General features: G+C 60.9%; 18 protein-coding genes and 2 tRNA genes. 4 read left to right on the top strand and 16 right to left on the bottom strand.

The window, feature by feature from the left end; all coding sequences use genetic code 11:
• Nucleotides 1-260: 260 nt before the first annotated feature.
• The 7 genes from FHS81_RS01045 to FHS81_RS01015 form a co-directional block, all read right to left on the bottom strand.
• A tRNA-Val gene (locus FHS81_RS01045) sits at nt 261-336 on the bottom strand.
• A gap of 332 nt (nt 337-668) precedes the next feature.
• Nucleotides 669-947, bottom strand: a complete 279-nt coding sequence (locus tag FHS81_RS01040; RefSeq protein WP_183750183.1) for an HU family DNA-binding protein — start codon at nt 945-947, stop codon at nt 669-671.
• A 201-nt stretch (nt 948-1,148) separates the two neighbouring features.
• Nucleotides 1,149-3,587: an endopeptidase La gene (gene lon / locus FHS81_RS01035; protein WP_183750182.1), complete on the bottom strand. Its 2,439-nt coding sequence runs from the start codon at nt 3,585-3,587 to the stop codon at nt 1,149-1,151.
• A 302-nt stretch (nt 3,588-3,889) separates the two neighbouring features.
• A complete protein-coding gene (gene clpX / locus FHS81_RS01030) occupies nt 3,890-5,158 on the bottom strand; it encodes an ATP-dependent Clp protease ATP-binding subunit ClpX (protein WP_183750181.1) in 1,269 nt (422 codons plus the stop codon).
• A 307-nt stretch (nt 5,159-5,465) separates the two neighbouring features.
• Nucleotides 5,466-6,089 (bottom strand): ATP-dependent Clp protease proteolytic subunit, encoded by a 624-nt coding sequence (locus FHS81_RS01025; protein WP_183750180.1) that lies wholly within the window; start codon nt 6,087-6,089, stop codon nt 5,466-5,468.
• A 286-nt stretch (nt 6,090-6,375) separates the two neighbouring features.
• A complete protein-coding gene (gene tig, locus FHS81_RS01020) occupies nt 6,376-7,851 on the bottom strand; it encodes a trigger factor (RefSeq protein ID WP_183750179.1) in 1,476 nt (491 codons plus the stop codon).
• 67 nt (nt 7,852-7,918) lie between these two features.
• Nucleotides 7,919-8,003, bottom strand: a tRNA-Leu gene (locus FHS81_RS01015).
• A 221-nt stretch (nt 8,004-8,224) separates the two neighbouring features.
• Here FHS81_RS01015 and FHS81_RS01010 point away from each other — a divergent pair.
• Nucleotides 8,225-9,634 carry a multicopper oxidase family protein gene (locus FHS81_RS01010; RefSeq protein ID WP_183750178.1) on the top strand — a complete coding sequence of 470 codons (1,410 nt, stop codon included), beginning with the start codon at nt 8,225-8,227 and terminating at the stop codon, nt 9,632-9,634.
• A 47-nt stretch (nt 9,635-9,681) separates the two neighbouring features.
• Here the strand turns inward: FHS81_RS01010 and FHS81_RS01005 are convergent, their stop codons facing one another.
• Nucleotides 9,682-11,214 (bottom strand): NAD(P)H-hydrate dehydratase, encoded by a 1,533-nt coding sequence (locus FHS81_RS01005; RefSeq protein WP_183750177.1) that lies wholly within the window; start codon nt 11,212-11,214, stop codon nt 9,682-9,684.
• A gap of 587 nt (nt 11,215-11,801) precedes the next feature.
• Between FHS81_RS01005 and FHS81_RS01000 the strand changes: the two genes are divergently transcribed.
• On the top strand, nt 11,802-12,140 hold the full coding sequence (locus FHS81_RS01000) for a P-II family nitrogen regulator (protein ID WP_183750176.1): 339 nt from the start codon (nt 11,802-11,804) through the stop codon (nt 12,138-12,140).
• 164 nt (nt 12,141-12,304) lie between these two features.
• Nucleotides 12,305-13,714, top strand: coding sequence for a type I glutamate--ammonia ligase (glnA, locus tag FHS81_RS00995; protein ID WP_183750175.1), 1,410 nt, complete (start codon nt 12,305-12,307; stop codon nt 13,712-13,714).
• A 190-nt stretch (nt 13,715-13,904) separates the two neighbouring features.
• Here the strand turns inward: glnA and rpsI are convergent, their stop codons facing one another.
• The 3 genes from rpsI to FHS81_RS00980 form a co-directional block, all read right to left on the bottom strand.
• Nucleotides 13,905-14,390 carry a 30S ribosomal protein S9 gene (gene rpsI, locus FHS81_RS00990; protein WP_183750174.1) on the bottom strand — a complete coding sequence of 162 codons (486 nt, stop codon included), beginning with the start codon at nt 14,388-14,390 and terminating at the stop codon, nt 13,905-13,907.
• A gap of 2 nt (nt 14,391-14,392) precedes the next feature.
• Entirely contained in the window at nt 14,393-14,872 is a 480-nt protein-coding gene (gene rplM / locus FHS81_RS00985; RefSeq protein ID WP_183750173.1) for a 50S ribosomal protein L13, read from the bottom strand.
• A 226-nt stretch (nt 14,873-15,098) separates the two neighbouring features.
• A complete protein-coding gene (locus FHS81_RS00980) occupies nt 15,099-16,853 on the bottom strand; it encodes a chloride channel protein (RefSeq protein WP_183750172.1) in 1,755 nt (584 codons plus the stop codon).
• Nucleotides 16,854-17,436: 583 nt separating this feature from the next.
• Here FHS81_RS00980 and FHS81_RS00975 point away from each other — a divergent pair.
• Nucleotides 17,437-18,720, top strand: a complete 1,284-nt coding sequence (locus tag FHS81_RS00975; protein ID WP_183750171.1) for an O-acetylhomoserine aminocarboxypropyltransferase/cysteine synthase family protein — start codon at nt 17,437-17,439, stop codon at nt 18,718-18,720.
• On the opposite strand, the gene FHS81_RS00970 is transcribed toward FHS81_RS00975, so the two are convergent.
• From FHS81_RS00970 to FHS81_RS19130, 5 genes are all read right to left on the bottom strand, one after another.
• Nucleotides 18,710-18,955 carry a helix-turn-helix domain-containing protein gene (locus tag FHS81_RS00970; RefSeq protein ID WP_183750170.1) on the bottom strand — a complete coding sequence of 82 codons (246 nt, stop codon included), beginning with the start codon at nt 18,953-18,955 and terminating at the stop codon, nt 18,710-18,712. The two genes, FHS81_RS00975 and FHS81_RS00970, sit on opposite strands and share 11 nt — an antisense overlap.
• The gene (locus FHS81_RS00965; protein ID WP_183750169.1) at nt 18,955-20,043 is read right to left on the bottom strand and encodes a COX15/CtaA family protein; all 1,089 of its coding nucleotides are present in this window, start codon (nt 20,041-20,043) and stop codon (nt 18,955-18,957) included. The genes FHS81_RS00970 and FHS81_RS00965 overlap by 1 nt, the downstream gene beginning before the upstream one ends.
• A gap of 292 nt (nt 20,044-20,335) precedes the next feature.
• Complete coding sequence (locus tag FHS81_RS00960; RefSeq protein WP_183750168.1) at nt 20,336-22,402, bottom strand: GumC domain-containing protein; 2,067 nt, start codon at nt 22,400-22,402, stop codon at nt 20,336-20,338.
• Between the two features lie 287 nt (nt 22,403-22,689).
• Nucleotides 22,690-23,979, bottom strand: coding sequence for a porin (locus tag FHS81_RS00955; RefSeq protein ID WP_183750167.1), 1,290 nt, complete (start codon nt 23,977-23,979; stop codon nt 22,690-22,692).
• Between the two features lie 827 nt (nt 23,980-24,806).
• Nucleotides 24,807-25,472 (bottom strand): cold shock domain-containing protein, encoded by a 666-nt coding sequence (locus tag FHS81_RS19130; protein ID WP_183750166.1) that lies wholly within the window; start codon nt 25,470-25,472, stop codon nt 24,807-24,809.
• Nucleotides 25,473-25,525: the final 53 nt, after the last annotated feature.

Genomic DNA, 25,525 nt, shown 5'->3' with positions numbered 1-25,525 from the left:
AGTCCCCGCACCTGGTGTATCGGGTTGAGGATGAATCTGCCTGGCTCTAAAGTCCAGATCTTGCAGATATATTCGCAAGGCAGGTGGCTGCTGAGCGTCTCAGGCGACGTACACAGATGACCGTGGCTATCGCAATGAAAGCGTTTGGCCGCAGCTTCCTTGATCGAAAGGTCCATCCCCTGACCTGACCATGGGATCAAAAAGCCAGGGTTCCCTATCCCCTCCCCCGGACATTACCGTATCTTGCCGGATAGTGGGAATGGTGGGCGGTGAGGGACTCGAACCCCCGACATCCACGGTGTAAACGTGGCGCTCTACCAACTGAGCTAACCGCCCTGAACATTATTCGCCATCGGAACTGATCCGATCACGCGTCCCACACTCTTACGCATGAGGTTTACGGACAACCAAATCAATCTATCATGCCTATTCGATTACTTTAAAGCAACCCAGCAAGCATTTCAAGATAGTATAAGAAACAGCTGGACAAGATACAGGGCAATTGCTCTGCACCTTGTCATCATTGCTGAAACAGACAATCTTCTGCTGATCGGGTGTAGAGCTACTCACAGCTCAGCGGGTCCGACTCAGTTTGACCACATCTGTTTCGCTCGCTGTGAAGTAAACAGCCAACGAATCAATCGTGTTGCCCTAAATCGGACAACGCCTTACTTGCCGTTGACGGCATCCTTGAGGCCGGCGCCAGCCTTGAACTTCGGCGTGCGAGATGCGGCAACCTCGATCGTCTCGCCGGTCCGGGGGTTGCGCGCCGTGCCCGCAGGACGATCGGCAACTGCGAAGGTACCAAAACCGATCAGCTTGACTTCGTCGCCCTTGCTGAGCGCCGCCGTGATCGCCTCAAGGGCAGCATCCAGCGCATCGCCTGCCTGTGCCTTGGTCAGGCCCGCCTTGTCGGCGACAGCTGCAACGAGATCACCTTTGTTCATCTGGTCCTCCTGAACCCGTCATCGCGAGTTACGGTCAAATAATCTCAACCGGCGTGAAGTTGCCTTATCACGCTGCGGCAAGCGTCACCCTATGCCGCAAATTATCAACGAAGGCAATGCCTTCCCATGGATTTTTCGCAAAAAAACCCTCCGGAGATGCTCCGGAGGGCTGTTTTCAACAATTATTCCCTTGCCTTATCCTTAATGCGCAAAGGATACAACGCTATCGCCTTCTTCCCCGGAGGATCGTGAATCCCCGGATGCCGCCGTCGTCACGGTGTCTGTGATCTCCAGCGCCTCCGGCTGTCTTACCAATGCGTGGGAAAGAACCTGATCCATTCTGGAAACCGGAACGATTTCAAGCCCGTTCTTAACGCTTTCCGGAATCTCAACGAGATCCTTGGCATTCTCCTCGGGGATAAGCACTTTCTTCATCCCGCCACGCAATGCGGCGAGCAGCTTCTCTTTAAGACCGCCGATCGGCAACACACGTCCGCGCAACGTGACCTCACCAGTCATCGCAATATCGCGCCGCACAGCGATTCCTGTCACCGTCGAGACGATGGCCGTCGCCATACCGATACCGGCAGACGGTCCATCCTTCGGAGTCGCCCCCTCCGGCACGTGGACGTGGATGTCATGCGTATCGAAGAACGCCGGATCGATACCGAAATCTCTTGCCCGTGACCGGACGTAGGATGCCGCCGCCGAAATCGACTCTTTCATCACGTCACGCAAGTTGCCCGTGACGGTCATCTTGCCCTTTCCGGGCATGGTGATGCCTTCAATCGTCAGCAATTCACCACCGACTTCAGTCCAGGCCAAGCCCGTGACAGCGCCAACCTGATCCTCGGAATCCACCTCCCCGAAGCGGAACTTCGGCGGACCCAGATAATCCGAGAGGTTGCTTTCCGTGACATGCACGGCCTCCGTCTTCTTGAGTACGATTTCCTTCACCGCCTTACGGATCAGGTTGGAAATCTCGCGCTCCAGATTACGGACACCGGCTTCCCGGGTGTAACGGCGGATCAGCAGCAAGAGGCCCGCGTCGTCGATCTCCCACTCCCCCTCCTTGAGGCCATGCTTGCGCGTAGCCTCCGGAATGAGATGCTGACGGGAAATCTCCAGCTTTTCGTCCTCGGTATAGCCCGCGATGCGGATAACCTCCATACGATCAAGCAGCGGCCCCGGAATGTTCAGCGTATTCGCCGTCGTCACGAACATCACGTTCGACAGGTCATAATCGACTTCGAGGTAATGGTCGTTAAACGTGCTGTTCTGCTCCGGGTCCAGCACCTCAAGCAATGCGGCCGACGGATCGCCCCTGAAATCCATGCCCATCTTGTCGATTTCATCGAGCAATATCAGAGGATTAGACGTTTTCGCCTTACGCATCGACTGAATGATCTTGCCGGGCATCGAGCCGATATACGTACGCCGATGGCCACGAATCTCCGCTTCATCGCGAACGCCGCCGAGTGACAGACGTACGAACTCGCGTCCGGTCGCTTTTGCCAGAGACTTGCCGAGCGAGGTCTTGCCGACGCCCGGAGGGCCGACAAGGCACAGGATCGGGCCAGTCAACTTGTTGGCACGCTGCTGAACAGCCAAGTATTCAAGGATACGCTCCTTGACCTTGTCCAAACCGAAGTGATCGGAGTCCAGCACCTTTTGGGCGAGATCAAGATCCTTCTTGATCTTGGAGCGCTTGGACCACGGAATACCAAGCATCCAGTCAAGATAATTGCGCACCACCGTAGCTTCGGCAGACATCGGCGACATCTGGCGCAGCTTCTTCAACTCGCCCAATGCCTTGTCGCGTGCCTCCTTGGTGAGACGCGTCTTCTCAATGCGCTCTTCGATCTCTGTCAGTTCGTCCCGACCATCCTCATCGCCCAGTTCCTTCTGGATCGCCTTCATCTGTTCGTTGAGGTAGTACTCGCGCTGGGTTTTCTCCATCTGGCGCTTGACGCGCGTGCGAATACGCTTCTCCACCTGCAAAACGGAGATCTCGCTCTCCATCAAGCCAAGGGCCTTTTCCAGACGCTCGGAAATGGAATCCGCTTCAAGAATAGCCTGCTTGTCAGCAATCTTGACGGCCAGGTGCGAAGCAACGGTATCGGCGAGCTTGGATGGCTCCTCGATCTGCGTCACCGCCGACACCACCTCAGGCGAGATCTTCTTGTTGAGTTTGACGTAGTTCTCGAACTCCGCCACCACGGACCTTGCCAGCGCCTCGACCTCAACGTCGCCGCCGGTCGTTTCGGGCAGCGCTTCTGCTTCGGCCTCGTAGAAGTCGTCGCTGCGCGAATATCCCTTCACGCGCGCACGCGTTGCACCTTCGACAAGCACCTTCACGGTTCCGTCGGGCAGTTTCAGCAACTGCAGCACGTTGGCAAGCGTACCGACTTCATAAATCGCATCGGTCGCCGGATCGTCGTCGGACGCGTTGATCTGCGTCGCGAGCAGGATGTGGCGATCGCTCTTGACTACCTCTTCCAATGCGCGAATAGATTTGTCCCGGCCAACAAAAAGCGGCACGACCATGTGCGGGAAAACGACGATGTCGCGAAGCGGCAGAACAGGGTACGTTCCAATGGTGCCGGCGGTCACCGCCTGACGGGGCTTATTAGTCGTCATGAACCCGTATCCTTTCTCTGACATCCGCGTCCCCCATATCGGCAAGCCGCGGATGAATAACCGGAAGCGCTCATCGCACGGGCGACTGCCTCCGGGGCACTGTTACCCTTCACCTCTTCCGAAGCGTGACAGGTTCACAGCAGTTATGAGTAAGTTGGCGACCCGTTCATCGGCTTTCAAGCGCTGCGCCAATAAAGTGTGTGCACAAGCACAACTCGCTGCCAACCTTGCGGAATACGCAAGAAAAAAGGCGCCAACCTTTCGGACGACGCCTTTCCCCAATGTCATAATTGCAGCTCACATCACGCGCTCGCTGAAGCTCCGGCTTCAGAGCGATCAGTATAAATGTAAAGCGGCGGAGCCTTGCCCTCGACCACTTCCGGGCCGACGACGATCTGTTCCACGCCATCAAGTCCTGGCAGATCATACATCGTGTCGAGCAGGATGCCCTCCATGATCGAGCGCAGGCCGCGAGCGCCAGTCTTGCGCTCGATTGCCTTGCGGGCGATCAGCGACACCGCTTCCTCCTGGAAGGTGAGTTCCACGTCTTCCATGTCGAACAAGCGCTGATACTGTTTCACCAGCGCGTTCTTGGGCTCCTGCAGGATACGTTTGAGAGCGGCTTCGTCCAGATCTTCGAGCGTCGCGATCACAGGGAGGCGGCCAACGAACTCGGGAATCAGGCCGAACTTCAGCAGATCCTCAGGCTCGACTTCACGGAACACCTCACCTGTGCGCCGATCGTCCGGTGCCTGAACTTTCGCACCGAAGCCAATGGACGTGCCCTTGCCCCGGCCCATGATGATACGCTCAAGCCCCGCGAACGCACCGCCGCAGATGAAGAGGATGTTGGTCGTATCCACCTGCAGGAACTCCTGCTGCGGATGCTTGCGACCGCCTTGCGGCGGAACGCTGGCGACCGTGCCTTCCATGATCTTCAGCAGCGCCTGCTGGACGCCTTCACCAGACACGTCGCGCGTGATCGACGGATTGTCGGACTTGCGCGAGATCTTGTCGATCTCGTCGATATACACGATGCCGCGCTGGGCGCGTTCCACATTGTAATCGGAAGCCTGCAACAACTTCAGAATGATGTTCTCGACGTCCTCACCAACGTAACCTGCTTCCGTCAGTGTCGTGGCGTCGGCCATGGTGAAGGGCACGTCGAGGATGCGCGCCAGCGTCTGGGCTAGCAGGGTCTTGCCCGAACCCGTAGGGCCGACAAGCAGGATGTTCGACTTCGCCAGCTCGACATCGTTGTGTTTGGTGGCATGCGAGAGGCGCTTGTAGTGGTTGTGCACGGCAACCGACAGCACCTTTTTGGCATGCGCCTGACCGATGACATAGTCATCGAGCACCTTGCTGATTTCCTTGGGCGTCGGAACGCCGTCGCGCGACTTTACCAGCGAGGATTTCGATTCCTCGCGAATAATGTCCATGCACAGTTCCACACACTCATCGCAGATGAACACCGTCGGCCCGGCGATAAGCTTCCGGACCTCATGCTGGCTCTTGCCGCAAAATGAGCAGTAGAGCGTGCTCTTCGAGTCGCTGCCTCCTGCCTTGCTCATGGTCCGTCTCCACTCGGTACTGGTCCGGCGGCAACGGCCGGCCGGAAAGTCATCATCTGTTCATATAGAACCGGGACATGCAAAAAGTAAGCGGCATCATCACGCCATTTTGACCTTTTTCCCGGATCTCCTCCAAACCATCACAGGCTTTCCCCATGATAGCCATTCACTGGCAATGCACCGCACCAGACAGTTGCTGTCATTTGTGCTCAGGTAACTACATTGCCAGCCAATTTGTCAATCGCTTGAAATTTCTGCTCTTTCTAACATAGGCGGGAACTCGCAGCCCGCTTATGGCGATAGAAGATCAGGACTCAAGCTCCGAACGCTTGTGCAGAACCTGATCAATAAGACCAAATTCCCTTGCCGCGTCGGCAGTCATAAAGTTGTCACGCTCCAGCGCCGCTTCGATGTCGGCGATCTCGCGTCCCGTATGCTTGACGTAGATTTCGTTAAGACGCCGTTTCAGCGCCTCGATCTCGCGAGCATGAATCAGAATATCCGTCGCCTGCCCCTGGAACCCGCCTGAAGGCTGATGCACCATGATGCGCGCGTTGGGCAGCGCGAAACGCTGGCCAGCCTCGCCAGCAGCGAGCAAGAGCGACCCCATCGACGCTGCCTGGCCGATGCACAGGGTCGTCACCGGGCTGCGGATAAACTGCATCGTGTCGTAGATCGAAAGGCCCGAAGTCACCACGCCGCCAGGCGAGTTGATGTAGAAGTTGATTTCCTTCTTCGGGTTTTCGGCCTCCAGAAACAGGAGCTGGGCAACGACCAGCGATGCCGAATGATCTTCCACCGGCCCGGTGAGAAAGATGATCCGCTCGCGCAGCAAGCGCGAAAAAATGTCGAAAGCGCGCTCGCCGCGGTTGGATTGCTCCACCACCATCGGCACCAGCGTGCTGCTATATACCTCGAAAGGATCTCTCATCACTGATCAAGCCTCGACTGGAGTGCGTGTCCGGCTGGCGCCATCGTGCCTTGCGGACATGTCCCGGACCTATAACCGCGGTCCAGAATCTTCAAGAGCCCGGAAGCCGGAAATATACTCAACACAGACCGTTCCCAAAGCGCCGACACGCGGACACCGATCGATAAACGGAAAAAGCGTGATTCGCCCGTCAAACTGGCGAACCACGCCTCTCTTAGCATCTAAAACTGTCGCCAGCACTGCCAGCGTGGCGACAGCAGATCTCTTCCCGCGGGACGAAGCGTTTTCACGCCTCAGCTGCTCCGGCATCCTCGGCGCTTTCAGCCGTTTCCTTGTCAGCTGCAGCGGCCTTCGGCTTACGCGCGCGGCTTTTTGCCGCCTTCGGCTCTTCAGCCGGCGTCTCGGCTGCTGCTGCCTCGGCCTCAGCGTCCTCATCAGCGAACAGCTCTTCGCGCGTCACCGTCTTGTCGTTGACAGTTGCCTGACCGAGCAGATGGTCGACGACCTTCTCCTCGAAGATCGGCGCGCGAATCTCGGCGAGTGCCTGCGGATTCTTGCTGTAGAACTCCCAGACCGCCTGTTCCTGACCCGGGAACTGACGGGCCCGCTCGACCACACCACGGGTGACCTCGTCCTCGGACACGGTCACGCCGGCGCGATCGCCAACTTCCGCCAGCACAAGGCCAAGACGCACGCGCCGCTCGGCGATCTTGCGATAGTCTTCCTTCGAAGCCTCTTCCGTCGTGCCTTCGTCCTCGAAGGAGCTGCCGGACTGCCTCAGATCGGCAATGACCTGCTGCCACACGCCAGCAAACTCCTGCTCGACGAGGCTCGGCGGCAAATCGAAGTCGTACTGAGCATCAAGTGCATCAAGCAGCAGCTTCTTCACCTTGCGGCGGCTCTGGGCGTTGAAATCACGCTCCAGCGAATCGCGAATCACTTTCTTGAGCGCATCGAGCGAATCAAAACCGACCGTCTTGGCGAAATCATCGTCGATCGTCGCCTCGCCGGGGGTTTCGATGCCCTTCACTGTCACGGCGAAGCTTGCTTCCTTACCGGCAAGATGGGCTGCCTGATAATCCTCGGGGAAGGTGGTGACGACAGTGCGTTCCTCACCCTTCTTCGCGCCGATGAGCTGCTCTTCAAAGCCGGGAATGAAGCTGCCGGAGCCGATCTCGACCCGGATGTCCTGGCTGGAGCCGCCCTCGAAAGGCGTACCATCGATGCTGCCGACGAAATCGATCTGCACGCGGTCTCCGGCGGCTGCCTCGCCATCCTTCTCATTGAAGGGACGGGCTTCCTTCGCGAGGCGCTCAATGGCCTCGTCCACGGCGGACTCGGGCACTTCAGCGACTTCGCGCTCCAGCGTCACGCCGTCAAGCGGCTTGATCTCGAATGAAGGCAGCAGCTCCAAAGCCACGCTGAAAGCGAGGTCCCGCTTGGCTGCGACGATGGCGTCGATCTCTTCCTTGTCTTCCGGCAAGGTCACCTTGGGCTCACCAGCCAGACGCAGGGAGTTTTCCTCCACGATCTTGCGGTTTGCCTCATTGATGGTGTTCTGCACCACGTCCGCCATGACGGACTGGCCGTAAAGGCGACGCAGGTGCGCGACCGGAACCTTGCCCGGACGGAAGCCGTTGATCCGCACGCGACCCCTGAGGTCCGCGAGCTCACTCGACAGCTTCGTCTCCAGTTCGGCGGCCGGAACCACCACCTTGAACTCGCGTTTCAAACCCTCTGTCAGAGTCTCGGTCGCCTGCATGGTACAGTTTCTCAATCCATTTCGCGTTCAGATCATTCCGGGAAGAGCCGGGTAGCACAGCGGTTCATGGTGCGGGCGGAGGGCCTCGAACCCCCACGACTTGCGTCACAGGAACCTAAATCCTGCGCGTCTACCAATTCCGCCACGCCCGCAACAAAGGTCCGCTACCGCAGCAAACCCCTCTCCGGGTCGCGGCTCTATATCACGGCTTGCGGCTATTGCAGCAAAAAAATGACAGCGTGTCGATATCTTCGCCCCTCGCGCCGCGCTCGCGGCCCCTGTATGAATGGGGACAAATGGCGTGCGGAACACCGGCATCGTCGATTCTCAATTATTGATTATCCGGCAACCAGTTGCAGGGAAAGAACTTTCAATGAACCTGACACGTCGCCGGCTGCTCGCGACCTTCATGACCGCCGGCGCAGCGGCCTCTCTACCCCGCACAGTGCGCGCACAGACATCTGCGGCAGGGGTATCCGCCGGCAAAACGTCATCGTCCCTTCCGGCGGAGTTGAAGGCCGGCGATTCGACCCATCGGCTTGCGCCGGATCAGCCGCCCCTGCGCCTGTGGACTTATAACGACAGCTTCCCCGGCCCGGTGTTGCGGGTGCGACAGGGAGAGGAAATCGCTCTGCGGCTGAAAAACGATCTGCCCCAACCCACGTCGATTCACTGGGCGGGCGCACGCATTGCCAACGCCGCAGACGGTGTCGCCGGCTTGACGCAGGATGCCGTTGCCCCGGGAGCGACCCAGGATATCGCCTTCACGCCGCGCGAGGCCGGCACGATTCTCTACCGCCCGATGATTCCCGATCATGCCGCTGAGCAGGTCGAGCGTGGGCTTCATGGCGTGTTGATCGTGGACGAGGACGAGTCGCCCTATGCGGATGACTTCGTGCTTGTTCTCGATGATATCGCGCTCGATGGCGACGGGCAGGTGCGGGATGATTTCAATGTGGCCAATAACGGCGCGGGCCGCCTCGGCAACAGGCTGCTCATGAACGGCGCCACAGGGCCTGAAACGCTGACGCGCCCACCGGGTCACAGGCTGCGGATAAGACTTGTCAACTCGGCCAACGCGCGGCCACTCACGCTTGGGTTCGACAATCTCGCCGTGCACATCATTGCCGCCGACAGTCAGCCTGTCGACGATCCGTTCCCGCCTTCGCAGGACCGGCTGACGCTCGCGCCGGGCAACCGTGTGGACATCGTGGTGACAACGCCGCCGCGCGGTGCAACGGGGGCGATAATCGCGCAGCTGGGCGATGGCCTGCCATTGTTGAAACTGACTGGCAGCGAGGCGCCGGCTGTTGACGTGCCGGACCGCGTGACGCCGCTGGCGGCCAACCCGCTGTTGCCGAGTGCGATCGATCTCGCTGCCGCGCGGCGATTCGATATTCGTATCAGCGGCGGCGCGGACGCTGGCGCTCAGGATTTAGCGGGCGGCGAAACGGCTTCCCGGTTGTGGCAGCTTGGCGGCGTGTCGTGGCCGGACGCCAGCGAGCGCCCGCTATTCAGCGTACCGCGCAACACGCCAGTTGTGTTGTCTCTCGAAAACACGACGGCTGTGCTGCAAGTGCTGCATCTGCACGGGCATCACGCACGGCAGTTGCACGGACTCGACGACGGGTGGGAACCCTACTGGCTCGACACGATCCCCGTCCGTGCGGGACAAACCGTGCGCATCGCCTTCCTCGCTGACAATCCCGGCCGATGGATGATCGGTTCTGCCATTCTCGACCGTCTGGGTACGGGGCTGGCCGGGTGGTTTGAGGTTAGCTGAACGGCACTCGCCAGATCATTTCCCGCAGCAAGCAAATGATTGCGCGGCTATGCAAGCAGTGTTTTCAACACCTGCGGCAACGCATCGGGCAGATCTTCGGCGATGAGGCCCGGCCCCAGACGCTCGCCTGCTGCGCCGTGGAGCCAGACGGCGCCGCGTGCAGCGTCATACGCGGTCAAACCCTGAGCCAGCAAACCGGCCACAAGGCCCGTGAGGACGTCACCCGAACCTGCGGTGGCTAACCACGGCGTGCCATTATCGTTGATGACGGCGCGACCGTCCGGAGCCGCGATAACAGTATCCGGCCCCTTGAGAATCACTGTCGCACCCGTGAGTGCCGCGGCGCGTTGCGCGCGTACCAGTTTCGACGATTGGCCGACAATGCTCACTTCACCTGCGAACAGCCTCGCAAACTCCCCCTCATGCGGGGTCAAAACCACGCCCACCTGGCGTGCGGGGCTGATTGCCTCAGCCAGGACGTGCACTTCGCCGGCAAAGCTCGTGAGGGCGTCTGCGTCGATAACCAATGCCCTACCCGCTGCGGCGGCAGAGCGCACGAACCGGGCCGTTCGCTCTCCCACGCCTGCCGCCGGCCCAATGGCGACGGCATTGAAGCGCGAATCGGTCAGCAGTTCGTCGAGGGCATGCGGCGAGTCGACTTCCCGCAGCATGATGGCGGTGAGGTGCGCCGCGTTCTCGGCCAGCGCTGCTGCGGGCGACGCCACTGTGACGAGCCCGGCACCGGCCCGCAACGCTGCCCGCGCCGCCAGCCTGGCCGCGCCGCTTCGCGCCAGCCCCCCTGACAGGACAAGCGCATGGCCACGGCCATATTTATGGGCCGTCACGGCGGGCACCAAAGCACTCCGCAGCAGCGTCTCGGGGCGATTGATCGCCAGCCCCTGCGACAGTTCATCGACAAGCGCACCCGCAATGCCGATATCATCGACGTAAAGATCGCCCCGATGGCCGCGTCCCGGATGCAGGTAATGACCCGGCCGCGCACTGGCAAAAGTGACCGTGGCGTCGGCTTTGACGGCCGCCCCGCGCACCTCGCCGCTGTCCCCATCAATGCCCGTGGGCGTATCCACCGCCAGCACCGGGGCGGGCGTATCGTTGATGCGCTGGACAATTGCGGACAATTCGGGCGTCAGATCGCGCGTGAGGCCGGCGCCGAGCAATGCATCGATAATGATGTGAACATCGGCAAGATCCACGTCCGTTGCTGCGACGACGGAACCGGACCAGTCAGCCGCCGCTTCCGCCGCATCACCTGCCAGCGCTTCGACGGAGCCGAACAAGCCGACCCGGATGCTGTATCCCCGCGCCGCCAATACGCGCGCAGCAACGAAACCGTCGCCACCATTGTTGCCGGGGCCGCACAGGACCGCGACAACAATTTGCTGGCTCGTCGCCCCCGGCGGCAAAGCCTTGACCCTGGCGCTGCGTGACAATAACTGCACCGCGCGCTCCGCCACCGCATGTCCTGCGCGCTGCATCAAGGTGTAGCCGGAGGTTCCGGCCGCGATCGTGCGTCGATCCCCCTCCCGCATGCCGTCGGTGGTTATCAGCGTTATCGCCATGGCCGCCCCCTGCTGTTTCTTCGCCACACGTGAAGGATGACGAGTTCAGTGTACCCGTGCAAGAAGAATGCGCTTCTAAAGCGTTTTCAAGCAAAGTGGATACCGCTTTGTGTGAAGAAAACGCGTCAAACCAAAAAGATAGAGCCTTTCGGCGTTTCAACGAAATGCCGAAAGGCTCTGAATGCACTCCCACCCCGATCCGCCTTTCAATGCAACGCGGGGCAACAGAGGGTTTGGGTTGCCGGACGATTCCGCCAGATCCAAAAAGCCTATCGGTTGCATAACGAGGCATTGAAACAGGCGTCTGTCGCGGCAGCACAGCATTTGCATAAAATATAGGCACATTTCGCCTGCGGATTAGGCAGACTGCGCCTCATCGGCGTATTTTGGCCGTGTCCGGAGCCCGGCATTGGTGCTAATTCTTTTAGCGGTTCAGGGCGGGTGCGCCCCATAGACCGCAAGGGAAACTTTCCGGCAGGATTTCCAGCAGGAACTTCCCGAGGGGATGCCCGGGGAAATCAACCTCGGGGGTGGATCAATCTGGAGAAACGCGGGTCAGAAACGCGGGTCATGGGGAGGCTTCGGGCATGAAGAAAATCGAGGCGATCATCAAACCCTTCAAGCTGGACGAGGTGAAGGAAGCTCTGCAGGAAATCGGCCTGCAAGGCATCACCGTGATCGAGGCAAAAGGGTTTGGGCGGCAGAAAGGCCATACGGAACTCTACCGGGGCGCGGAATATGTCGTCGACTTTCTGCCGAAAGTGAAAATCGAGATCGTGCTGAACGACGATCTGGTGGACCGCGCCATCGAGGCCATTCGCAAGGCCGCCGCCACGGGCCGAATCGGCGACGGCAAGATTTTCGTGTCCCCTGTCGAAGAAGTCATCCGCATCCGCACCGGCGAAACGGGTCCGGACGCCATCTGATCCACCGCGGTTTCCCGCATCAGTCATTTCATCACGGCCAGTGTGCCGTGCCGGTTCATGGCCGCGTTGACGGCCGGATCCGCAACCCGATCCCGCGTGGCCAGCGACCTGACAGCGTCGCGGCCAAAGCGGCCCGACGCCAACAGCAACAAGGAACGTTATCCATGACGACCGCCCAGGATGTCCTCAAGCATATCAAGGACAACGACATCCGTTACGTCGACCTGCGTTTCACAGACCCGCGCGGCAAGTGGCAGCACGTCACTTTCGATGTGTCGATGGTCGACGAGGAATTCTTCACGGAAGGCACGATGTTCGACGGTTCGTCGATCGCCGGCTGGAAGGCCATCAACGAATCCGACATGTTGCTGCTGCCCGATCCGACTACGGCACAGCTCGACCCCTTCTTTTCGGCTCCGACCCTGTCCGTGGTTGCGGACGTGCTTGAGCCGACCACCGGCGAGTCCTATGAGCGCGATCCGCGCGGCATCGCCAAGAAGACCGAAGCCTATTTGAAGTCCACCGGCATCGGCGACACGCTGTTCGTCGGTCCCGAGGCTGAGTTCTTCCTGTTCGACGACGTGCGTTTCTCCGCAACGCCCTACAACACCGGCTTCAAGCTGGACGCGGCCGAGTTGCCCACCAACGGCGACACTGAATATGAAGGCGGCAACCTCGGCCACCGCATCCCGACCAAGGGCGGCTACTTCCCCGTGCCCCCGCTCGACGCAGGCCAGGATATCCGCGGCGAGATGCTGGCGGCCATCGCCGCGATGGGCGTCACGGTTGAGAAGCACCACCACGAGGTGGCTTCGGCCCAGCACGAACTCGGCATCAAGTTCGACACCCTGGTCAAGACCGCCGACGCCATGCAGATCTACAAGTACGCCATCCACAACGTGGCGGCGAGCTATGGCAAGACCGCGACCTTCATGCCCAAGCCCGTGTACGGCGACAACGGTTCCGGCATGCACGTTCACCAGTCCATCTGGAAGGACGGCAAGCCGCTCTTTGCCGGCAACAAATATGCTGACCTCAGCCAGGAATGCCTGTGGTACATCGGCGGCATCATCAAGCACGCCAAGGCGCTGAACGCGTTCACCAATCCGTCGACAAACTCCTACAAGCGCCTTGTTCCCGGCTTCGAAGCGCCTGTGCTGCTGGCTTATTCGTCGCGTAACCGCTCTGCTTCGTGCCGTATCCCGTGGACCACGAACCCGAAGGCCAAGCGCCTTGAGGTGCGTTTCCCCGATCCGACCGCGAACCCCTACCTCGCCTTCTCGGCACTGGCGCTCGCCGGCATCGACGGCATCCTGAACAAGATCGATCCCGGCGAGGCCATGGACAAGGATCTGTACGATCTGCCGCCGCGCGAACTGAAGCAGATCCCGACCGTTTCGGCGAGCCTGCGCGAGGCCCTGACCGAACTCGACAAGGACCGCACGTTCCTCAAGGCCGGCGGCGTGTTCACCGACACCTTCATCGACGCTTTCATCGAGCTGAAGATGCAGGAAGTGATCCGTTTCGAACACACGCCGCACCCGATAGAGTTCGAAATGTACTACTCCGTCTGATGACGGACCAATCATAAGTTATAAAGAGGGGAGCGACTCCGGCGGCCTTCGGGCCGCCGGAGTTTTTTTGCGTTGAGAGCCAGCGCGAACGGAAGATCCCAGCGCAAACAAAAAGGGCAGCCCGGAGGCTGCCCTTCGATCTTGCAGACAAGGCACCCTGCCATAGGGCAGGAGAACCCGTGTCCAAAAATCAACGCTTCGAGAACTGGAACGAACGACGTGCCTTTGCCTTACCGTACTTCTTACGCTCGACGGTACGGCTGTCGCGAGTCAGGAAGCCTTCCTTCTTCAGCGGGCCGCGCAGTTCCGGCTCGAAATGCGTCAGCGCCTTGGACAGGCCATGACGCACGGCACCGGCCTGACCGGACAGACCACCGCCGACGACGGTGACGTTGACGTCATACTGGGTCTCGCGGCCCACCAGCACCAGCGGCTGACGCAGGATCATGCGCAGCACGGGGCGAGCGAAGTAGGTCTCGACCGGGCGGCCGTTGACCACGATCTTGCCCGCACCGGGCTTGATCCACACACGGGCGATGGCGTCCTTACGCTTGCCGGTGGCATAAGCGCGGCCGTGCGCGTCGAGCTTCTGCTCATAGCGCGGGGCGTCGGATGCTTCGGCCACCTGGCCGCTGATCTGGCCGAGGTCGGCAAGGCTCTGGATGGTGTCGGACATGATCAGGCGTTCCTCACGTTCTTGCGGTTGAGGACGGCGACGTCCAGCGCCTGCGGCTGCTGAGCCTCATGCGGGTGTTCGGCGCCAGCGTAAACACGCAGGTTGCCGAGCTGGCGGCGGCCAAGCGGGCCGCGGGGGAGCATGCGCTCCACAGCCTTTTCGAGAACGCGCTCCGGGAAGCGGCCTTCGATGATGGCCTTGGCGGTGCGCTCCTTGATGCCACCCGGATAGCCGGTGTGGTGGTAGTAGCGCTTGTCGTTATACTTGTTGCCGGTGAAGGCAACCTTCTCGGCGTTGATAACGATGACGTTGTCGCCATCATCAACGTGAGGGGTGAACGAAGGCTTGTGCTTGCCGCGCAGACGAAGAGCGATGAGCGAGGCGAGACGACCGACCACAAGGCCGGACGCATCGATGATCACCCACTTCTTTTCGACGTCGGCGGGCTTGGACACATGGGTCCGGGCCGTCAGGGTCGTCATGCTGGATCTTCTTCACGCTATGCGCTTCCGATGACGGCCGGAACACCGGCCCAGACGGAAGCAATAAATGAAACGAGCCACCAAGCTCTCAAGGCAGGTGGCACGCGATGGCGGATCACTAAGCCAACGCCGCAATCCTGTCAAGAGACCGTTATATCGCAATAAGGTCGAAACGTTATAAAAATCAATATCTTAATATAAGTGGTATTATAATACCGCTATTTTGTCAGCGTTCGCCACTCAATTCGCGCCGGCGTTTGTCGAGTTCGAAGGCATAACGCCGGAATGCATGCGCTTCGCTTACGTAGCCCAGAACCACACGGCACTGCGGATCGTCCACCACAGCCAGTGTTTCCGTCTCCGAGCGCTCGAATGCCTCAAGGATCTGGTTGATGTTCTGGCGCGGCAGCAAGAACACGTTGCGGGCGTGGCGCAGGTCGCCCACGGGCATTGTTTCCGCGGTTTCATCGTTGCCGGCGGAATGCACTTCGGCGGTGATGACGAAGCCGACATAGCCGCCATCCGCATCGAGCAGGAACACGCGTTCCGTCGAGCCAAGCGGGAAACGCTTGCGGAAGGCGGCGACGGTCATGTGTTCGCCAGCCGTGCGCGCCTCACGGCGCATCAGCTTGACCACGGTCAGCTCCTTGATGAAACTGATGTCGAAAGCCCCGCGAATGGCCTCTCCCCGCACATGGAAGCGCCATGTGGCGAACGAATAACCGAACACCCGCCGGACGATCAGCGACGCGATGGCCGTGCCGATCATAACGCCGGTGGCGATGGCGATGTTGCCGGTCTGCTCGAACACCAGAAAGATCATGGTGATCGGGGCCCCGATCACCGCGGCGGCGACGGAGGCCATTCCCACCAGCGCATAGACGATGCGATCCACCGGCAGTTGCGGAAACAGCGCCATGATGCCCAGCCCCACGACATCGCCGAGCAGGATGCCGACAAAGAGCGACGTATGGAACAGCCCGCCCCTGAAACCCGTGCCCACAGAGAGCGACGCCGCCAGCACCTTGGCGATGAACAGCCCCAGCAGCACCGTGAAGCCGTGGGCATGGACGAGGAAATATTGCATCGCGCCGTGGCCGGCGCCCAGCACGGCCGGTGAATAAAGCGCGAGCACCGCAACGCCAAGGCCGCCGAGAGCCGGACGCAGGAACGTCGGCAACCGCACCCGGCGCAGCGCCACCTCGCCGGCGGTGGCCATTTTCATCATGCCGATGCCGACGAAACCGGCGATCACCCCGATACCGACGAACGTGCCGACATCGTAGGGCGAGAAGTAGAGATCGATATTGAGAACCGGGCTCGATAGTTCGTGCGTGAAGAGCTTCGCCACGGCGGGCGCGGTGAGCGCGGCAAGCATGACGGGCGCCAGCGACACAACGGCATAGGCGCCGAGCACCAGCTCGAAAGCATAAAATGCCCCGGCCATGGGCGCATCGAAGGCCGCGGCGATCCCCGCTGCCGAGCCGCAGGCTACCAGCGTGCGCAGATCCGCCCGTCGCAAGTTGAACCGCTGCCCCAGCCATGAGGCGATGCCGGAGCCAAGCTGCGAATAGGCTGCCTCCATGCCCACCGCTGCCCCGCAGCCACTGGACAGCACGTTGCCGCCCGTGAGCAGAGCACTGTCAGTGAGCGAAATGCGCCCGCCATAGAGAGCATTGGCCTCGATGGGATCGACCGCCTCGCCCTTGCGCCACCGCCGCACGCCCCATGTATAAAGACCCACGACCAGGCCGCCGACGATGAGCGCCGTGAACACCCGCACGGGGTCGAGCATCTGCGAGGCGCTGAGATAGGCCCCTTTATCCAGCCCGAACAGCACCTCGTGCAGCCACTGCACGGCGGTATGCGCCCCAGCGACTCCAACCCCCGCCAGCGAGCCGATGATGACGGCGAAGACTGACAGGGACAGTTCTTCCGCCCGTGCAAATGCCTTGACGCGCCGCCACAGGTTATCACGCATGGCAGGCTGCTCCGAACATGACGGCGGTGTCTCCCAGGCTGTTGGATGGTCGTAACCGCTGGCCGAATGCCGGTCAATCGGGGGAAAGCTGTTTGCATACGATGAAGCGGACTATTGACCGCACGATGCGTTCGTTATAACGAATTAAGGGCGCCGGGCCTGTTGACTGGAATGCATCCTGTCTTCAGGTCTTTGACCCGGCCAGCGTGGCGCTTGAGCGAAATCCGCACGCGCGCGCTGGCATGAAAACCGCCTGACCGGCGGCTTACGCAACCGGGTGACGGTCGGCGCCAGCCACAGGTAATGCCGACGAGAGTGGCTATTGCCCGCTCTTGCCGACATTGCATCAAGACAGGGAGATATCGGGACGATGTTTTGGCGCTGACAACAGCGGCAACACGCCCCATTCCCTGTTTACAGTTTTCTGCAATTTGCGTCTGATCCGGCAATCCGGTCAAATGGAAATTGCCCGGGACCGTTTCCGCGCCGCATCGATACTGGAAAGATTTTTTCCTGACATGCGGCCCGATTCGTTTCTGACAACTCGTTCCTGCCCGTCGCTGTCTGGTGGAGAAGTGCGACCATGTCTTCCGAGTGTAAAAACCGTTTTGCAACCCTGGCCGTCCATGCCGGAGCCGCCCCCGACCCGGCAACGGGCGCGCGCGTCACCCCGCTTTACCTGTCGAACGGCTTCGCCTTCGAAACGCCCGAGGCGGCATCCGACATTTTCGGCCTGCGCAAGAGCGGGTACTCCTATGGCCGGGGCGGCAATCCCACCGGCGCGGTGCTGGAAAAGCGCATCGCCACGCTCGAAGGGGGCACGAACGCCGTCACCATCGCCTCGGGACAATCGGCGCTTCTCGTCATCCTGCTGACGCTGCTTCAGTCTGGCGACGAATATGTCTCCGCCAACCGGCTTTTCGGCGGCTCGCTCGGGCTGATGCGCCGCCTTGAGGAGCGCCACCAGCTCAAGGTGACCTTCGCCAACCCGCTCGAACTCGACAACTTCGAGAAGGCCGTCACCGAGCGCACCAAGGCCATCGTCATCGAATCCATCGTCAACCCCTCGGGTGACGTGGTCGATCTCGCGGCCATCTCGGACATCGCGAAGCGGCACAACATTCCGCTGGTCGTCGACAATACGCTGGCGACGCCCTACCTTATCCGGCCCATCGAATATGGCGCGGACATCGTCTTCCATTCGCTGTCGAAGTTCATCGGCGGCCACGGGCAGGTCATCGGCGGCATCATCGTCGATGCCGGCAAGTTCAATTGGGCTGGCGACAAGCGTTACCCGCTGCTGTCGCAGCCGTGGGAGGATTACGGCGGCATCGTACTGGCGGACAAGTTCCCACAGACGGCGTTCGGCGTTGCATCGCGTGTCTACGGCATGCGCGATCTGGGGCCGGGGCTGTCTCCCTTCAACTCATTCCTCGCACTCACCGGCACTGAAACGCTGCATCTGCGCATGCCCCGCCACGTCTCCAACGCGCAGGCCGTGGCGCGCCACCTCGCTGCCCATCCCGCCGTGGCGGAAGTGAGCTATCCGGGACTGGAGAACCACCCGAATCACCCGTTGGTCAAGCGTTATACGCCCGAAGGGCCGGGCGCAGTCTTCACGGCGCGGTTGAAGGGCGGAGAGGCTGCGGTCAAGCGCCTCATCAGCAACGTGAAAGTGTTCTCGCATCTGGCCAATATCGGTGAAACCCGCTCGCTGATCATCCACCCGGCGAGCACGACCCATCGCAACATGCCGCCGGAAGAACGCCTTGCAGCCGGACTGGGGCCGGATGTGGTGCGGCTGTCCATCGGCCTTGAAGACGCGCTGGACCTGACGGCCGACCTCGATCAGGCGCTCAAGGACTGACCTCTGCGGCCGGCGGCGTGAGCAGCGCCGCCGGTGTCGTATCGAGATGTTCGGCCAGTTTGGCGATCAACATGAGCGACGGATTACGCCGACCGCGTTCGATACCACTCACATAGGTACGATCGATGCCGGCAGCGAAGGCAAGTGCCTCCTGCGACAACCCGAGCGCTTTCCGCGCCGCTTTTACATTCTCCGCGAAGACTTTTTTGTGGTCCAGCATAACCGCAGGGGGCATCACGCCCCCATCGATACCCGCGCCGGGGACATCATGCGCCGGTGGGAAACTGCGTGGCCAAGCATCAGCACCGCCATCGTCTGATGCAGCAGCGCCGCCCACAGCGGAACGACGAGCAGCAGCGTCACGATGCCTATGACGGCCTGAAGGATCACAAGCCCTGCCAGCACCACCGCCATCCGTGCAGTTTTCGATCCCGGGACAAGCTGGCGCGCATCGAGCGCATGCCATATCGCCAGCGCCAGCAGCACGTAAGCGAAGCTGCGATGATTGAACTGCACGAGGGCGACGGATTCCGCCAGATTATGCCACCAGGGCGATTCCGGCAGCAGCATGGACACCGGCGGCACGAGGCTGCCATCCATCATCGGCCACGTATTGAACGACTGGCCCGCGCCGAGCCCCGCGACCAGCGCACCCAGCGCGATCTGGAAAAGCAGTGCCGCAATCAGCACCGTGCCCACCACGCGTAACCTGTCCGGCGGCGCGGCCTCCGCTCGCGGCGCACGCAGGCCGACCGCAATCCAGACCACCGCGACGAACAGCCCGCAGGCAGCAACAAGATGCAGCATCAGTTTGATGGGTGCGACGGCGATCATGCCGGGCGTCAGGCCCGACGCCACCATGATCCAGCCGATGCCTCCCTGCCCGCCGCCGAGCAAACCGATAAACAGCAGGCTGACCAGAAACCAGCCACGAACCACGCCCCGCACGGCGAACCACAGCAGCGGCAGCACATAAACAAGGCCGATCAGCCGCCCGAGTTGCCGATGCCCCCACTCCCAGAGATAGATGAACTGAAATTCGCCCAGCGACATGCCGTGGTTGAGCAACTGATATTGCGGCGTTGCGCGATACTTGTCGAACTCGATCATCCACGACGCTTCGCTCATCGGCAGCAGCGCGCCGGTCACAGGCCGCCACTCGGTGATCGACAGGCCAGAGCCGGTCAGCCGCGTCGCACCGCCGACAAAGACCATGAGCACGATCAATGCCGCAACGATCATCAGCCAGAGCCGCACCGCGCGGCGATCACGATCCGGCAGGGCGGAAAAAGCGGGAGAAGAAGAAAGCGCTTGAGCGGTCATCGGTCCAACGATTCGACAAGAGCGCCAGACGTCCCAAAGACGATCAGAACGTCGGCTCCAAATTTTGATTATATCGCAACTGGCGTTCAATGCGATGAATCGATTAAGCATAAGTTGCCGCAGGAGGCGTATCCCGGCGGGCCTGCCGCAGGCTCGCGCATGGATAAGAACGCCTCGCGCCCTTCATAATGCCCCCGGCGCAAGCATGCAAACCGGAGGCAAGCCGCAGATTGCCGCAGCCGCCCGGGGTCAGGATGCTCAATGTACTGAAATGATGCGAGCGCTGGCCGCGTTACTCGCTACCGGAAAGGCCAACGACGATGTTGGCTGCCCCTCGCTCGCGCAGGGCCTCATAGGCACTGAAGGATTGCATATCAACGCCTTCGCCGTCCGCCACCAGAACGATGCCCTGTGCCTTGCCGAGCAACCGCTCTGCCAGCCCACCACGATCTTGCGCCGGAAGGAGTTCAATAATCCAGTCGTAAGTCTGGTCCAGCGCCGCGAGCGCAAGGGCGGCGGCGTCGCCGGCAGACATGGCGTCGGGATCGGTCCTGCCGCGCGCGACAACATGCATCCGGGAGCCGGGCTCACGCGTGATGATTTCGGCGAACGATGCCCTTCCGGCAACCAGATCGGCAAAACCGGGCCGCGCATCGTCGGGCGTGGCAAGATCGAGCAACACGACGCGCTCGCGCCCGGAAAGGTGTTGCGCCAGCGCCCGGGCCACCGTCGCGGAAGCCGCATTATTTTCAGCCCCCGTCACCACAAGGTGACGTCCGCCATCAGCACGCGGTGAAATGGCGAGCTTCGCCAGCAGCAGCTCAAGCGCACGATCACCGGCGTCCGTGATGCGTACTGAAACAAGCGGTGACCCCGCCACGGTCGGCAGGGAGGCGGCTGCGGTCTCTGTATCCGAAGGCGATCCGCCGAGCGGGAAGATGGCCTGCTCGTCTGCCTGCCGTTCCACCTCCCGGTCCGAATCGTGTTGTAAACGGTCATCGTTTGAGGCAACCGGAGCAGGCGCCACGCCGCCGGCAGGTTGTGGACGCAAACGGGGCGACAGGCCGCTGTCGAGCAAACGCCACAGCGCCAACCCCGCCAGAAGGGCAACGACGATGCCCACGATCAGGGGCCGCTCCCTGTCAGGATGCAGCGGAGGTTCGGCAATGGTGATGACGCGCGCAGCAGCCGTACCGGCGCTGACGCGCTCGCTCTCTGCGACAAACCAGTCACGCGCCAATGTCAGCCTGTCACGCGCGACAGCGACCGCATGGTCGAGATCCACCTGCCGCCGATCGTTATCGGTGGCGGCGGCAAGGATCGCCTGATGCAGGTGAATGGCCGATTCGACCTCGGTGATTCGCTCATCGAGCCTGTCACGCTCGGACGCAAGCCACTCGCGCGCCGAGCCGGTCGCTGATTCGATCTGGTTGTCGAGATCAGCAGCCCGTGCTGACAGCGCCCGCACCCGCCAGTCGCGGGCGGCGCGGATGCGGCGTTCCGCCGCCAGTTCCGCCCGCAGCGTCAAACGCTGTTCGACAAGATGACGCAGCAGGTGCACACCCTCGAAAGGCGCTTCGAACAGGTTGCCGGACCCCTGAAGATTATCCACGGAGAGCAGCCGCCGCGTGATGGCATCGCGCTCGCCGACAAGCGCCGTGCGCTCGGCAATGAGCAGTGACAAATCGTCCCGCGCTGCCTGCGCCCGCCGGGCGGTATCCGTGGCAGCCGGATCGGCACGAAACGTAGACGCCCGATCCAGCGCCTGCGCCAGTTCCTGCCGCGCCTGAGCCACGTTGGCTGTCGCCGCGCCAAGCGCCCGGTCGCGCTCCGTCACGGCAGCAGCCCGCCGTTCGAGATAAACCTGCGCCGCCATATTGGCAGCCTGTGCCGCAACCTCCGCAGAACCTGCGCCCGCACCTATGGCAAGGACGCCAGCACCGTCGCGTGGCTCAACCGTCAATGAGCGGGAAAAGGCATCAGCCGCCAGCGCCGCGCTATCCTGATTTTGTCCTCGGACAAATCCTGGCAACCAATGCGATTCGGCAATGGCGGATGCGGCATCGGAGCCAAGTCGTGCAATCACCTCGCGCGCCATGCCGGGAGAAGCGATGATCGCACCTGCGGCGGAGGGAGAGTCTCCGACCGGGGCAAGCCCCCTTCCATCCGCCAAGACCAGCACCGTGGTAGCAGTGTATCGTTCCGGAACAAGCGCCGCAGCGCCCAGCCCGATCAGGGCAGCAGCACCCACGGTGAACAGCGCGGTTGCGCAACGGACCGACAGGGAGCGCAGTAAATCCGCCGTGCCGGATCTGCCGGTGAACGGCGCAGCATCAATGATGCCTGACGATTGCTGCATAACTCAACTCACCCGTCCATCCGACCGCCGGCCCGGCACACGCAACCCCCTGCCCGCTCTGCAGGACGCGCGCAGAACAAAGGGGACCGCGCCATCAGAAAAACGCGTCAAGGTTGAGTTCCGGTTAACCGCCCTCATTTGGATGGGTTTGCGGGCAGGCAGATGCACCGCATTCAACGCCGAGGGGCCAAAAAACCCGGATCTAAGGGCTTCCGCCAAAAGAAAAACCCCGGTGCGGGAGCACCGGGGTCTTTCAGGATACGACGGCAAAGATGCCGGGTGTCCGATCAGAAGTCGCGCTGAACGCGCAGACGGGTCTGGAACTGGTCTTCCGAACGCTTGATGTGGTACGGCGTGGTCAGATCAGCCCAGTTGCGGTTGTTTTCGAGACGACGGTACAGAACTTCCACACCGATGTCGAACTGACGAACCGGCGACCAGATCAGAGCCGTACCAGCCTGCCACAGGTTGAAGTCGCGGTAGGCGCTGTTGTCCCACTTCACGGCCGAGCTGTAGCTTACGTCGGTGTACGAACCCCAGAGGGTCGAACGCAGACCAGGAGTCCAGTAGTGGACGCCGGCGGCCAGAACGTTCCAGCCCTTGGTCTTCTTGATGTCGCCGTTGGAGATGACACCGTCAGCGGCGATGGAGTTCACGCGACCGATCGTGTCGCTGCTGCCAAGGCCGAGGTAGTTCAGAGCGCCGTCTGCGTAAGCAGCCTGCAGCCACAGAACGTCACCCTTGCCGAGTGCCGGGATCTTGAACTTGGCACCGGCCTGAACGGCGAAGCCGTAGGTCGTGTCAACGCGCTGACCCCACGTCGGGTACTGGTTGCCCCAAGGCTGGTAGATCGTGGCGGAGTTGAGCTGGTGCAGGGCACCCGAGAGCTGTGCCGAACCCCAGTCCTGATCGACCTTCAGGTTGGCGATGATGTCGGGCAGACGCTGACCGGCGACGTCATACACGGTGCCGTTGACGTTGCGGCGGTTGCGGTCTTCAAGCGACAGCGAGGCCGAGAAGCCCGAACCAAACGTTGCCGTGTAGGCGAACAGGTTGGTGTTCGTATCCGAATCGAGGTTGCCGCCGAAGTTCAGGTCGTTGGCGTAGAAGTCGAAGAACGACTGCGTGCGACCAGCGGTGAAGCCAGCGAACTGGATGAACGCGCGGTCAAGCAGAGCGCCATTGCTCGTGCCGAACAGGCCGCCAGAGTTCTGGTCGATCTGGAAGCGGACGAACGTACGAACCGTGCCGTAATCGGTCGGCGTGCGGACGTCGATGTCCAGACGACCGCGAGCGCGGAAGCCGGTGGCGTCCTGACGACGGCCATTACCAACGCCATACAGGTTGGCATTGGTGTTCTGCGGCTGGCTGTAGCCGAACTCGGCGCGAACACGGCCGCCGATACGGATGCAGCTATCCGTGCCGGGGACGTAGAAGAAGCCAGCGCCGTGCGTGGAGCAGACGCGAACGTATTCGACAGGTTCTGCCTTCGTGATGGGGAGATCTGCAGCCTGAGCGCCGGCAATGGCGGCAAAGCCGGCTGCAGTTCCGAGAAGAAGGCTCTTCACGAGCTTCATAGTGTGACCTCCAGAGAGATATCGAGACCCTTTAACGAGAGCAGGCCGTCCCACGATGCCGCCTTCAACAGAGATCGGCCGATGAAGCGCCTTTGTCGTCCGGTAACCAATCAATCCACACGATATACAGTTGCTTAAGCGACCATCATGCGGATTGAGTGACTGTCCGGCTGCCCCCGACGCTCGAAACATGACCGAGATGAACCTTTCATTCAATAATTATGGCGCATGAAGACGGCGTTTTGACCCCTGTGTTGCGAAAACGCCACTCGTACAATGGGCGATGACTTATTAATATCTAAAAATACTGATGTAATTACAAATAACAACTGATATAATCGTCAGTATATTGAAAATCATTCATTTCGCTATTGCGTTACTTTTTATTAAAAATTTGTTAATGCATTATATTTTTATACATTATTTTCCGATGTGTATTTTGTAACTATTTCAGTTTAATTTATGTCAATATAAATATTCATGAAATAATAAACTTATCATGTGATTTGAATCGAGACCCGAGCGGATTTCATCCGACCCCGCCAGATGCGTAGAAACGGTGTTGCCGGGAAAAATCCATGCATTCAGGCCAAAAAAAAAGCGCGCTCACAAGGAGCGCGCTACCATTTTCCATTGCCTGAGCTGACAGGGGGACGAATCAAAATCCGAATCAAGACAGTTCAATACCTGTCCTCGATAATCCCCGTAGTCCCTTCATCCCGCCTGTTGCCGGCAGATAACCATTATCGATGGATTTTCCTGCTGGCCGACGGACATTAGCCCCGGAAAGCGTTTGGCACATTCCGGAGCAATGCTGCGCCGGTATTTCAGTCCAGAGCGATGTTCGAAGCCTCGCGGCCCTTTGCCCCGGCCACGACGCCCATCAACACGCGCTGGCCTTCGGCCAGATCAGTGAGACCGGCGCGCTGCAACGTCGAAGCATGAACGAAGACGTCACGACCGCCATCGTCTGGCTGAACGAAGCCAAAGCCCTTGTCGCGGTTGTACCACTTCACAGTGCCGTTGACATCCTCGGAAGGGCCGTCGACGCGAGGCGGATAGCCGCCACCGCCACCACCGCCGCCGAAACCGCCGGCGCGCGGCGGGCGAGCGGGACGATCCTGCGGAGGAAGATCCTCAAGCTCCAGAACCTCTGCCACCTGCGGGCCCTTGGGTCCGTCGCGCAGGCGGACGAGCGCGCGAGCGCCGGTCTCTGCGCCACCGTGACCGGCGGCCTCAAGCGTGCGCAGCGAGAGGAAGGCATCGCCCGAACCATCGGAAGCGGCAACGAAGCCAAACCCCTTGCTGGGATTGAACCACTTCACCGTTGCCTCGATAGCCGGACCGGCAGGCGTGCTTGGCGAAGAGTAGTAGCTGTCGCGGGAGTCGTGGTCTTGACGGCTGGAATGGCCATACCCGCTATCGCGCGGCTCAAAACTGTCTCTACGGGCGCCCCGCCGGCGCGCGTCACGGGAATCGTCATATCGGTTCATACAGAAAGATCCAACTACAGGTAGTCCAAGGTTATCCGATCAGGCTACCGTCA

Origin of the sequence: Pseudochelatococcus contaminans (assembly GCF_014195635.1) — a bacterium.
GTDB classification, from domain to species: domain Bacteria; phylum Pseudomonadota; class Alphaproteobacteria; order Rhizobiales; family Beijerinckiaceae; genus Pseudochelatococcus; species Pseudochelatococcus contaminans.
This window is presented reverse-complemented; position numbering and strand designations above follow the sequence as displayed.